Annotated in this window: 1 protein-coding gene (only partly in view); it reads left to right on the top strand. The window is 70.9% G+C overall.

The window, feature by feature from the left end:
- Positions 1 to 13,920, top strand: the 3' portion of a protein-coding gene (locus ACZ899_RS08255; protein WP_234562870.1) for a non-ribosomal peptide synthetase. The gene continues 606 nt to the left of window position 1, outside the view; 13,920 of the gene's 14,526 nt are visible here — the last part of the coding sequence; the start codon falls outside the window, past its left edge; the stop codon is at positions 13,918 to 13,920.

Here is a 13,920-nt window from a genome sequence, read left to right as displayed (position 1 = left end):
TTCGACCTGACCCAGGCACCGTTGATCCGCCTGCAATGCCAGGTGGCGCAGGCGGATGGGCAGGTCCACGCGACCCTGCAGTTCCACCACGTGGCCATGGACCACAGCGCCCTTGAGGTGGTGCGCCACGAAATGCTTGCCTTCCTGCTCGGCGAAAGTGCCCGGTTGGGCCGTCCGCTGCCGTTCCGCAACCATGTGGCCCAGGCCCTGCTGGGCGTCGGCGAGGCCGAGCACGAGGCGTTTTTCCGCGACATGCTCGGCGGCGTGGACGCGCCGACCCTGGCCTATGGCCTGGCCGATGTGCAGGGGGATGGCGCGGCGCTGAACGAGCACGCGCTGGACCTCGACCTGGCGCTGTGCCGCGCGCTGCGCGCCCAGGCCCGCAGCCAGGGGGTGAGCGTCGCCAGCCTGTTCCACCTGGCCTGGGCGCGGGTGCTGGGCGGCCTGACCGGGCGCGACCAGGTGGTGTTCGGCACCGTGCTGATGGGCCGTCTGCAAGGCGCCGAGGCCACCGACCGGGCGCTGGGCATCTTCATCAATACCTTGCCGCTGCGGGTGGACCTGGACGACGCTGACCTGGCCAGCGCGATCAAGGCCACCCACCAGCGCCTGAGCACGCTGATGCGCCATGAGCACGCGCCCCTGGCCCTGGCCCAGCGCTGCAGCGGCGTGGCGGCGCCGACGCCGTTGTTCAACGCCTTGCTCAACTACCGCCACAGCGCGGCCTCGGGCTCCGAAGCGGTGCTGCGCGCCGGCTGGGCCGGGATCGAGATCGTGCACGCCGCCGAGGCCACCAACTACCCCTTGACCCTGAGCGTCGACGACTTCGGCGAAGCGTTCCGCCTGACCCTGCTGGCCAGCCCCGAGGTGCCGGCACGGCGTGTCTGTGCCTACCTGGAGCAGACCCTGCGCAGCCTGCTTGCGGCGACGTCCACCGCTGAAGTCAGGGCGCTGCCGATGGTGCCTGCCGACGAGCGTGAGCAACTGCTGGAAACCTTCAACCAGACCCCGGGCATCGAACTGCCGCACGGTCCGTTGCATCGGCGTATCGAGGCCGTGGCCCAGGCCCATCCCCACGCCCTGGCCGCCACTGCCAATGACCAGTCGCTGACTTATCAGCACCTGAACCAGCGCGCCAATGCCCTGGCTCACCACCTGATCGGCCTCGGCGTGCGCCCCGACGACCGCGTGGCAGTGTTCGCCCGCCGTGGCCTGGACACGCTGATTGGCCTGGTCGCGGTGCTCAAGGCCGGCGCCGGCTACGTGCCGGTGGACCCGGCCCACCCGGACGAGCGTGTGCGCTACCTGCTCGACGACAGCGCGCCTGTGGCCGTGCTGACCCAACAAGCGTTGCGCGGCCGCCTGGATGGGATCACGGTGCCCGTGCTGGCGCTCGATCAGGCTGACTGGCCGCAGCGGCTGGATGATCCAGCCGTCGCCGACCTGGGACCGGAACACCTGGCCTACGTGATCTACACCTCGGGCTCCACCGGGCAGCCCAAGGGGGTGATGGTCGAGCACCGCACCCTGAACAACCTGGTGGACTGGCACTGCCGGGCCTTCGACCTGTGCCTGGGCCGGCACACTTCGAGCCTGGCCGGCTTCGGCTTCGACGCCATGGCCTGGGAGGTCTGGCCGGCGTTGTGCGCCGGGGCCACCTTGCACCTGGCACCCGCCAGCGACGGCCACGAGGACCTCGATGCGTTGCTGGCCTGGTGGCGCGCCCAGCCACTGGATGTCAGCTTCCTGCCGACGCCGGTGGCCGAATACGCCTTCAGCCATCAGCTCGGGCACCCGACCCTGCGTATCCTGCTGATCGGCGGCGATCGCCTGCGCCAGTTCAACCGCACCCAGACCTTCGCCGTGGTCAACAACTACGGCCCGACCGAGACCACCGTGGTGGCCAGCTCCGGGGTAGTGGAGGCGGGGGGCGCGCTGCACATCGGCGGCCCCGTGGACAACGCCCGCCTGTACGTGCTCGACGCCGGGTTGCAGCCGGTAGCATTGGGCGTGGCGGGTGAGCTGTACATCGGCGGCGTCGGGGTCGCCCGTGGCTACCTTGGCCGCCCGCAGCTGACCGCCGAGCGCTTCCTCGACGATCCGTTCGCGGCAACGCCGGGCGCGCGCATGTACCGTACCGGCGACCTGGTGCGCTGGCTGGCCGACGGCACCCTCGATTACCTGGGGCGCAACGACGACCAGGTGAAGATCCGTGGGGTGCGCATCGAACTGGGCGAGATCGAGAACCGCCTGAACAGCCTGCCAGGCATCGGCGAGGCGGTGGTGGTGGCCCGCGAGGACCAGCCTGGCCAGCCGCGCCTGGTGGCCTACTTCACCGCGCAGGCCGGCCTCGAGGCACCCTTGCCCGAGGTCCTGCGCACGCAACTGCTGGCCCATCTGCCGGAGTACATGGTGCCGGTGGCCTTCGTCGCCCTGCAGGTGCTGCCGCTGACCGCCAACGGCAAGCTCGACCGCCGCGCCTTGCCGGCGCCTGAGCGTTCGGCGCTGTTCGAGCGCGGCTACGTGGCCCCCGAGGGCGAACTGGAAACTGCCCTGGCCCAGCTGTGGGCCGAACTGCTGCAGGTGGAGCAGGTTGGCCGGCATGACCATTTCTTCGCCCTGGGTGGCCATTCGCTGCTGGCCATGCGCATGGTGTCCCAGGTGCGCCTGCGCCTTGGCGTGGAGCTGACCCTGGCCGAGCTGTTCGCCAATCCCGAGCTGGCCGCCGTGGCCCAGGTGCTGGCGAGCGCCGGGCACAGCGCGCTGCCGGCCATCGTCGCGGTGTCCCGTGAACAGCCCCTGCCGTTGTCGTTCGCCCAGCAGCGTCTGTGGTTCCTGGCCCAGCTGGAGGGCGGCAGCCAGGCCTACAACGTGCCGCTGGCCCTGGGCCTGCGCGGCTCGTTGGATGCCGACGCGCTGGAACGCGCCTTGCTGTGTATCGTTGCGCGCCATGAGGGCCTGCGCAGCCGCTTCGTGCCCGCAGGCGACAGCGCCGAGGTGCACATCGCCGCCACGCCGCTACCGGGCTGGCTGCGGCGCCTGAGCCTGGCGCCCGATGACCTGGCCGCGCACCTGCAGGCCGAGGCCAGCGCGCCGTTCGACCTGGTCGAAGGACCACTGTTGCGCGCCAGCCTGCTGCGCCTGGAGGATCAGCACCATGTGCTGCTGCTGACCCTGCACCATATCGTCGCCGACGGCTGGTCCCTCGGCGTGCTGACCCGTGAGCTGGGCGCGCTGTACCCGGCCATGTGCCAGGGCCTGGACGATCCGTTGCCGGCCCTGGCCATCCAGTACGGCGACTATGCCGTGTGGCAGCGACGCTGGCTGGCCGGTGAGCAACTGCAACGCCAGGCCGACTACTGGCGCCAGGCCCTGGATGGCGCGCCGACCCTGCTGAGCCTGCCGAGTGATCGGCCACGACCGCCACGCCAGGACTTCAGCGGCGCCAGCCTGGCGCTGCAGCTGGATGCGCGACTGGGGGCCGGCCTGCGGGCCCTGGCCCAGCGGCATCAGGCAACACTGTACATGGTGCTGCTCAGTGCCTGGGCCGCGACCCTGGCGCGCCTGTCCGGGCAGACAGAGGTGGTGGTCGGCTGCCCGGTGGCCGGACGCGGCCATGCCGAGCTGGAGCCGCTGGTGGGGCTGTTCGTCAACACCCTGGCGCTGCGCATCGACACGTCGGGCGCGCCGAGCAGCGAGCGCCTGCTGGCCCAGGTGAAGGCACGCCTGCTCGACGCCCAGGCGCACCAGGACCTGCCGTTCGAGCAGGTGGTGGAGATCGTCCGCCCGGCGCGTAGCCTCGGCCACACGCCGTTGTTCCAGACCACCCTCAACTGGCTGGCCACCGAGGGCGTCGCGCCGAGCCTGGCGGGTTTGCGCCTGGAGGGCGTGGCCCAGGCCAACCAGGTGGCCAAGTTCGACCTGTCGCTGAGCATGGGCGAGCAGGGCGAGGCGTTGGTCGGCAGCCTCGAGTACGCCACGGCATTGTTCGATGAAAGCAGCGTGTGCCGTTTCGCCGGTTACTTCGAGCGTCTGCTGCGGGCAATGATCGCCAACGACCAGGCGCCTCTGGCCGAGGTGGAGTTGGTCGGCGGCGCCGAACGCCGACGCCTGCTGCACACCTTCAACAACAGTGCCCGGACATTCCCGGTCGGCCAGACCCTGCCGGCCCTGATCGAGGCCCAGGCGGCCCGTGCCCCGCAGGCGCTGGCCGCCGTGGCCGGCGATGCACGCCTGAGCTACGGCGAGCTGAACCAGCGCGCCAACGCCCTGGCCCATCACCTGATCGAACGCGGCGTAGGGCCCGATGACCGCGTCGCGGTGGTCGCCCGGCGCGGCCTGGATACCCTGGTGGCGCTGCTGGCGGTGCTCAAGGCCGGTGGCGCCTATGTACCGGTGGACCCGGCGCATCCGGATGAGCGCCTGCGCTACCTGCTCGAGGACAGCGCCCCCGTGGTGGTCCTGGCCCAGCAGGCGTTGCTGGCACGCCTGGACGGGTTGGCCGTGCCTGTGCTGGCCCTGGACCGGCCGGACTGGCCGGCGCGCACGGACAATCCCGAGCTGCCCGGCCTGCTGGCCAGCCACCTGGCCTACGTGATCTACACCTCTGGCTCCACCGGGCAGCCCAAGGGCGTGATGGTCGAGCACCGTACCTTGGCCAACCTGGTGCACTGGCACTGCAAGGCCTTCGAGCTGGGCGCCGGCGAGCACACTGCCAGCGTCGCCGGCTTCGGCTTTGATGCCATGGCCTGGGAGGTCTGGCCGGCCCTGTGCGCCGGCGCGGTGCTGCACCTGCCACCGGCCGAGCTGGGCAACGAGCAGCTCGACGGCCTGTTGGCCTGGTGGCTGGAGCAACCGCTGAAGGTGGCCTTCCTGCCGACACCGGTCGCCGAATATGCCTTCACCCAGGGGCTGCGCCATCCGACCCTGCGCACCCTGCTGATCGGTGGCGACCGCCTGCGCCAGTTCACCCGCGACCCCGGCTGCGTCGTGGTCAACAACTATGGCCCCACCGAGGCGACGGTGGTCGCCACCTCCGGCCTGGTGCTGCCGGGCGGCGCGCTGGACATCGGCCGGCCTATCGCCAATGCCCGGGTCTACCTGCTGGACGAGGCGCGGCAACTGGTACCGTGTGGCGTGACCGGCGAGCTCTACGTGGGCGGTGTCGGGGTGGCGCGGGGCTACCTGAACCGTGCGCATCTGACGGCCGAGCGCTTCCTCGACGACCCGTTCAGCGAGCAGCCTGGCGCACGCATGTACCGCACTGGCGACCTGGCCTGCTGGAACGCTGACGGCACCCTGGACTACCTGGGCCGCAACGACGACCAGGTGAAGGTGCGCGGCCTGCGCATCGAGCTGGGGGAGATCGAGGCGCAGTTGCTGGCCTTGCCTGGCGTCGCCGAAGCGCTGGTGCTGGCCCGCGAGGATCAGCCCGGCCAGCCGCGCCTGGTGGCCTACTACATCGCCGGCCCTGAGGCGCAGCCGGTCGGCGCCCTGCGCGCCGCCCTGCAACAGCGCTTGCCGGGCTACATGGTGCCGACGGCCCTGGTGCGCCTGGATGCCTGGCCATTGACCGCCAACGGCAAGGTTGATCGTCGCGCGCTGCCGTTGCCCGAGCGCGAGGCGTCGGCCAGCCAGGTCCACGAGGCCGCCGAGGGCGCGCTGGAAACGGCCCTGGCCGAACTGTGGTGCGAGCTGCTGCAGCTGGAACGGGTAGGGCGCCAGGACCGCTTCTTCGAACTGGGCGGCCATTCGCTGCTGGCCATGCGCATGGTCGGCCAGGTGCGGGTGCGCCTGGGTCGGGAGCTGTCGCTGGGCGAGCTGTTCGGCGACGACCGCCTGCTGGCGGTGGCGGCGACCCTGGCCGAGCGCGGTGGCGAGGTGCTGCCGGCCATCGAGCCGACGCCCCGTGGCCAGTCCCTGCCGCTGTCGTTCGCCCAGCAGCGCCTGTGGTTCCTGGCGCAGATGGACGATGCCAGCGCCGCCTACCATATTCCCCTGGGCCTGGCCTTGCACGGCCCGCTGGACCGCGCGGCGCTGGAGCAGGCACTGGCGCGCATCGTCGAGCGTCACGAGAGCCTGCGCAGCCACTTCACCCAGGAAGGCGCCGAGGCAAGGGTACGCGTGGCCCCGGGCCGCGGCGGCTTCGCCCTGGCCTGGCACGACCTGCGCGGCGCCGCGCAGCAGTTGCCCGAACTGATGCAGGCCGAGGCGCTGCTGCCCTTCGACCTGGCGCACCAGTTGCCGGTGCGTGGCCGCCTGCTGTGCCTGGCGGCAGAGCATCACGTGCTGCTGCTGACCTTGCACCATATCGTCGCCGACGGCTGGTCGATGGGCGTGTTCACCCAGGAGCTGGCGGCGCTGTACCAGGCCATCAGCGAAGGGCGCGACGACCCGCTGCCGGCGCTGGCGATCCAGTATGGCGACTACGCCCTGTGGCAGCGCCGCTGGCTGGCCGGCGACGCGCTGCAGCGCCAGGGCGAATACTGGCAACAGGCCCTGGCCGGCGCGCCGGTGCTGCTGACCCTGCCCACCGACCGGCCACGGCCGGCCCGCCAGGACTACCGCGGTGACCGGGTCGAGATACGTTTGGACCGGCGTCTGAGCGAAGACCTCAGGGCGCTGTGCCTGCGCCACGGGGTCACCCCGTTCATGCTGTTCGGCGCCGCCTGGGCGGTGCTGCTGGCGCGCCTGTCCGGCCAGGCCGAGGTGGTGATCGGCACGCCGGTGGCCAACCGTCGGCAGGCCGAGGTCGAAGGGCTGATCGGCTTGTTCGTCAACTCCCTGGCCCTGCGCATCGATACCGCCGGACTGCCCGACGTCGGCGCGCTGCTGGCCCGGGTCAAGGCCTGCGTCAGCCAGGCCCAGGACCATCAGGACCTGCCGTTCGAACAGGTGGTGGAACTGCTGCACCCGCCGCGCAGCCTGGCCCATACCCCGCTGTACCAGGTGTCGCTGGCCTGGAACGGCGTGCCGGGCGAGGCCTTGCAACTGGGCGACCTGCAACTGGAGGCGCTGGGCGGCGCGCAGATCTTCGCCAAGTTCGACCTGACCCTGAGCCTGGGCGAGACCGCCGACGGCTACGGCGGCGCCCTGGAGTTCGCCACGGCACTGTTTGACCGGGCGACCATCGAACGCCATGTCGGCTACCTGGAGCAACTGCTGTGGGCGATGGCCGGCAGCGACCAGGCGGTGCCGGCGAAGGTCGAACTGCTGGGCGCCGCCGAGCGTCGCCAGGAGCTGGTGACCTGCAATGCCAGCGAATTGGTCGGCGGCTTGCAGCAACCGGTGCAGGCGTTGTTCGAGGCGCAGGTGGCGCGTATGCCGCAGGCGTTGGCGCTGCAGGCCGAGGACGGCCAGATGAGCTACCGGCAACTGAACGAGGCGGCCAACCGCCTGGCCCATCAGCTGATCGCCCAGGGCGTGGTCGCCGACAGCCGGGTCGCGGTGTGCCTGGCCCGTGGGCCGCAACTGCTGGTCGGGCTGCTGGCGGTGCTCAAGGCCGGCGGCGCCTACGTGCCGCTGGACCCGGGCTACCCCGACGAGCGCCTGGCCTACATGCTTGCCGACAGCGCGCCGCTGGCGTTGCTGGTGGATGCCGGCAGCCGCGGGCGCTTTATCGACAGTGCCGTGCCACGCCTGGACGTTGACCAGCCGACCTGGACCGGCCAGTCGCCGGACAATCCGCAGGTGAGCGGCCTGGGTGCCCGCCACCTGGCCTACGTGATCTACACCTCCGGCTCCACCGGCACGCCGAAAGGGGTGATGGTCGAGCACCGCAGCCTGTGCAACCTGGTGCATTGGAGCTCGCGGCTGATCGCCCCGACCGTCGAGGGCGCGCTGCTGCACAAGACCCCGGTGAGCTTCGACGCCTCGGTGTGGGAATTGTTCTGGCCGCTGTGCGCCGGCCTGCGCCTGGTGCTGGCGCGTCCGGACGGCCAGCGCGATCCGGCCTACCTGGCGGCGCTGATCCAGCAACAGCGGGTCAACGTGGTGCAGTTCGTGCCGGCCCTGCTGCAGCAGTTCCTCGCCCTTGAGGCCAGCGCGGCCTGTGACAGCCTCACCGATATCGTCTGTGGTGGCGGCGAGCTGACCACGGCGTTGCTGCAACAGGTGCGCGAGCGCCTGCCGCAGGTACGCCTGCACAACGTCTATGGCCCGACCGAGGCCACCGTCGATTGCAGCGTCTGGACCCTGGAGCCCGGGCAACCGCTGCCTGAAAGCGCGCCACCGATCGGCCGGCCGATCGCCAATACCCGGCTCTACGTGCTCGACCGCAACGGCCTGCCGGTGCCCCGTGGCGTGGTGGGCGAGCTGCACATCGGCGGCGTCGGCGTGGCCCGTGGCTACCTGGGCCTGTCGGAACTGGACGCCGAGCGCTTCGGCGACAGCCCGTTCGTGGTCGGCGAGCGCCTGTACCGCAGCGGTGATCTGGTGCGCCGCCGCGCCGACGGCGAGCTGGAGTTCCTCGGCCGCGACGACTTCCAGGTCAAGCTGCATGGCCTGCGTATCGAACTGGGCGAGATCGAGGCCTGCCTGGCCAGTCATCCCGCGATTCGTGAAGTTGCGGTGCTGCTGCGTGGCGAGCGGTTGGTCGCCTGGTTCACCGCCCATGACGAGGCGCCTGGGATCGAGTCACTACGCCGGCATGCCCTGGCGCAGCTGCCAGACTACATGGTGCCGTCGGCCTATGTGGCGATGCCGGCCATGCCGCTGACCGCCAATGGCAAGCTCGACCGCGAGGCGCTGCCCGAGCCCGGCGCCGAGGCCGTGCTCAGCCGTGCCTACGAGGCGCCGCAAGGGGACGCCGAGACCCATCTGGCGGCACTGTGGGCCGAGCTGCTGAACGTGCCGAGGGTAGGGCGCCAGGACCACTTCTTCGAACTGGGTGGCCACTCGCTGCTGGCGGTGACCCTGATCGCCCGCCTGCGTGCCGAAGGCCTGGAGGCGGACATCCGCGTGCTGTTCGCCGAGCCGACCCTGGCCGCCTTGGCCGGCACCCTGGGCCAGCATGGCGGGCCCCGGGTGCCGGCCAACCGTATTGGCGCCGACTGCCGACGCATCACACCGGACCTGCTGGCGCTGGTGGCGCTGGAGCAGGCGGCCATCGACCGCATCGTCGCCCAGGTCCCGGGCGGCGCCGCCAACGTGCAGGACATCTACCCGCTGGGGCCGTTGCAGGCGGGGATTCTCTACCACCACCTGGCCAGCGAGGGGGATGATCCGTACCTGTTGCAGGCGCGTTTCGCCGTGGCCGACCGCGCGCGGCTGGAGGCGCTGCAGCGGGCCTTGGACCAAGTGATCGCCCGTCACGATATCCTGCGTTCCTCGCTGTACTGGGACGGCCTCGCCGAACCCGTGCAGGTGGTGTGGCGCCAGGCATCGCTGCCAGTACAGGAGGCGTCGCCGGGGGCGGCGCAGGTCTTGCGCCTGGACCTGACCCGCGCACCCATGCTGCGCTTGCTGCACAGCCAGGACCCGGCCAGCGGGCGCATCACCGCGACCCTGCTGTTCCACCACCTGGTCATGGACCACGTGGCCCAGGATGTGCTGCGCGCCGAACTGCAGGCCTGCCTGCTCGACGAGCAGCGCCAGTTGCCCGCGCCGGTGCCGTACCGCAACTACATCGCCCAGGTGCTGCAAGGCGCGGGCGAAGCCGAGCACGAGGCGTTCTTCCGCGAACAGCTGGGCGACATCGACGAGCCGACCTTGCCCTATGGCCCGCATCCGCTGGCTCATCAGGGCGCCGAGGCCGAAGCCCGGATACTGCTGGATGACGGCCTGGCGCGACACCTGCGCGAGCAAGCGCGGCTGCTGGGCGTCAGCGCCGCCAGCCTGATGCACCTGGCCTGGGGGATGGTGCTGGGGCAGTTGTCGGGGCGCGACAGCGTGGTGTTCGGCACCGTGCTGCTCGGTCGCCTGCAGGGTGGCGAAGGCGTGGAGCGCGCCTTGGGCGTGTTCATCAACACCTTGCCGCTGCGCCTGGAGGTGGGCCGCCTGCCGGTGCGCGAGGCGCTGCTCGACACCCACCGCCGGCTTACCGGGCTGCTGGTGCACGAGCATGCGCAACTGGCCCTGGCCCAGCGTTGCAGCGCGCTGCCGGCCGGCGCGCCGCTGTTCAGCGCCTTGCTCAACTACCGCCACAGTGCCACGGCCCTGGTCCGTGACGGTGCTGCCGGGCGCGCCTGGGAAGGCATCGAGCTGCTGCATGCCGAGGAACGCAGCAACTACCCGCTGGCCCTGAGCATCGACGACCTGGGCGAAGGCTTCGGCCTGACCGCGCAGTGTGCGCCGGGCCTGGATGCGCGACGCCTGTGCGGTTATCTGCAACAGGCCCTGGAAAACCTGGTCGAGGCCCTGGCGCAGGATCCCGAACGAGGCCTGGAACGGCTGGAGATCGTGCCGGCCGAGGAACGCCGGCGGCTCCTGGTGGGCTTTAACGCCACGCAACGTGATTACCCGCGAGCGTTGCCGGTGCAGCGCCTGTTCGAGCAGCAGGTGGCGCGGCACCCGCTGGCGCTGGCGGCGCGCCACGATGAACGCCAGCTCACCTATGGCGAGCTCAACGAGCAGGCCAACCGCCTGGCCCATTGGCTGATCGGCGAGGGCGTGGCGGCAGGCGATCCGGTGGCGATCCTGCTGCCGCGCTCGTTGCCCTTGCTGGTGGCGCAGCTGGCCGTGCTCAAGTGCGCGGCCATCTATGTGCCGCTGGACATCAACGCCCCGGCCGAACGCCAGGCGTTCATGGTCCAGGACTGCCAGGCCGTGGCGCTGCTGACCCTCGGCAGCCTGGCGGCGGAATGCGAGGCGCGGCGCATCGACCTGGACTGCCTGGCCCTCGACGAGCAGCCGGCGCACAACCCGAACCTGGCGCAGGACGCCGACGCGGTGGCCTATGTGATGTACACCTCGGGCTCCACCGGCACGCCGAAGGGGGTGCGGGTGACCCACCGCGGCATCACCCGGCTGGTGCTGAACAACGGCTATGCCGACTTCGATGCCAGCGACCGTTTCGCCTTCGTCTCCAATCCGGCGTTCGACGCCGCCACCCTGGATGTCTGGGGCGGCCTGCTCAACGGTGGCCAGGTGCTGGTGATCGATCACCAGACCCTGGTCGAGCCAACGCAGTTCGCCACCGCGTTGCGCCAGGGTGGCGCCAGCGTGATGTTCGTCACCACGGCGCTGTTCAACCAGTATGTGCAGCTGATCCCCGAGGCCCTGGCCGGGCTGCGGGTCCTGCTGTGCGGCGGCGAGCGCGGCGAGCCCGCCAGCTTCCGGGCGTTGCTGGCGCGGGCGCCGAACCTGCGCCTGGTGCACTGCTACGGGCCCACCGAGACCACCACCTTTGCCACCGCCTGCACCGTGCGGGCCGTGGCCGACGGCGCCGAGCATGTGCCGATCGGCGGCCCGATCGGCAACACCACGGCCTATGTCCTCGATGCGCACGGGCGCCTGCTGCCCGAAGGCGTGACCGGCGAGCTGTACATTGGCGGCGATGGCGTCGCCCTGGGCTACCTGAATCGCCCGCAACTGACCGCCGAGCGTTTCCTCGACGACCCGTTCGGTGCTGGGCCCGGCGCGAGGTTGTACCGCACCGGCGACCTGGCCCGCTGGCGTGATGACGGCCAGCTGGAGTGTCTGGGGCGCACCGACGACCAGGTGAAGATCCGTGGTTTCCGTATCGAGCTGGGCGAGATCGAGCAGCACCTGACCCAGTGCCCGGGCGTGGACGAGGTCGTGGTCATGGCCCTGCGCCTGGAGCAGGGACCGCTGCGCCTGGTGGCCTGGTACACCCGTACCGACGCGACCCTCGACGGCGTGGCGTTGCGCGGTTTCCTGCGCGAACGGCTGCCGGAGTACATGTTGCCGACGGCGTTCGTCGCGCTCGAGGCGTTGCCGTTGACCAACAATGGCAAGGTCGACCGCCGGGCGCTGCCGCTGCCGGGCGCGCAGGACCTGGCCGTGGCGGTGTTCGAGGCCGCTGCAACACCGGTGGAACAGGCATTGGCCGCGCTGTGGGCGCAGGTGCTGGAGGTCGAGCGGGTGGGGCGGCATGACAGCTTCTTCGAACTGGGCGGGCATTCGCTGTCGGCGATCCGCCTGGTAGGCGAGATGCGCCAGGCCGGTCTGCACACGACCCTGGCGGAGCTGTTCCAGCACCCGACCATCGCCACCCTGGCAGCGCGCCTGGGCGAGGGTGCGGACGAGGACGAAGGCCTGGTCACGGTGCGCGCCGCAGGCAGCCAGCCTGCCTTGTTCCTGATCCACGAGTTCAGTGGCCTGGACCTGTACTTCCCGGTCCTGGGGCGGCATATCGAAGGTGATTTCCCCGTCTACGGCCTGGCTGGCGTCGCCCCTGGGGAGGCGCAGCTGAATACCATGGAGTGCCTGGCGGCACGCCTGGTACGGCGGATCCGCGCCGTGCAGCCGCACGGGCCGTATCGGCTGGCGGGCTGGTCTTTCGGCGGCGTGCTGGCCTACGAGGTGGCCGCGCAGTTGCTGGGCGCGGACGAGCCGGTGGCCTTCGTCGGTCTGATCGACACCTACGTGCCGCGCCTGAGCGACCAGGGCAAGGCGCGCTGGCAAGGGCCGCACCTGCTGCAAGGGCAGCTGTTGCTGCATTGCCGGGTGCATTGGCAGGCCCAGGGCGAGGCGGGGGCGGCGCAGTTGGCCGAGATCGAGGCATTGCAGCCCGGGGCGCTGGCGTTCGAAGCACTGCTCGCCCACTGCCGTGATCGCCAGCTCCTGGTGCCCGGCCTGGTCCAGGCCAGCGACGGGCAATTGCGCCACTTCTTCGAGCGTCACCTGGCCCATGGGCATGCCCTGGCCCACTACCGGCTGGCAGCGTTGCCGGTGCCGCTGCATCTGTTCGTGGCCGAGCAGCGCAGCGCCGGCATCGTCACCGACAGCCCGACCCTGGGCTGGGCCGAGGCCTTGCCGGGGCAGGCGTTGCATTGCCTGAGCGTGCCGGGCGATCACCAGAGCATGGTGCAGGACCCGCAGGCGGCGGTGTTGGGCCAGGCCATTGCGCAGGCGTTGCAGGCCGCACCCGGTGGCGTTCGGCCGACACACCAGCCGCTGCTGGCGATCCAGAGCGGCACGCCGTCCCATGTCCCGGTGTTCTGCGTACCGGGGGCCGGCGACAGCGTGACCAGCTTTATCGGCCTGGCCGAGGCGCTGGGGCCGGATTGGCCGGTGCATGGCCTGCAGGCCCGGGGCCTGGCCGCGGGCGAGGTACCGCACAGCACAGTGGAGGCCGCCGCCGACTGCCATGTCCGGGCCATCGAGGCGCTGTACCCCGAAGGCCCGTTGAACCTGGTCGGGCATTCGTTCGGTGGCTGGGTGGCCCACGCCATGGCGGCACGTTTGCAGGCCAAAGGGCGCGAAGTGCGCTCCCTGACCCTGGTCGACAGCGAGGCGCCGGGCGCGGGGGGCAGTTGCGGCAAGCCGTACACCTTTACCCAGGCTCTGCAGCGGCTGATCGAGTCGTTGCAACTGTCCACCGGCAAGTCGTTGGGCATCGAACCTGCGGCCTTCGCCGAAGCCGACGATCAGGAGCAACTGCGCCAGTTGCACGCGGCCATGGTGCGGGTCGGTCTGATGCCGTCGCGCTCTTCGGCGCAGGCGCTCGAGGGCGTGGTGCGGACCTTCGCCACGGCCCTGCGCACGGTGTACCGTCCCGAGGGCGGGTTCAACGGCCTGGCGCGGCTGGTGCTGGTGGCTGATCCGAGCCTGGACGTCGCCGGCAACCAGCGCGAGCAGCAGGCCATGGAGGAGGGCTGGCGCGATTGGCTGCCGCAACTGGAGGTGTGGCAGGGGCCGGGTAACCATTTCAGCATCCTCAAGGTGCCGGATGTGTTCAGCCTGGCGGCGTGGTGGCATGACGGGCAGGCCCTGCATCACGGCAGGGTGAAGCAGTAA

The organism is Pseudomonas sp. TE31087 (genome assembly GCF_057284075.1).
This window is presented reverse-complemented; position numbering and strand designations above follow the sequence as displayed.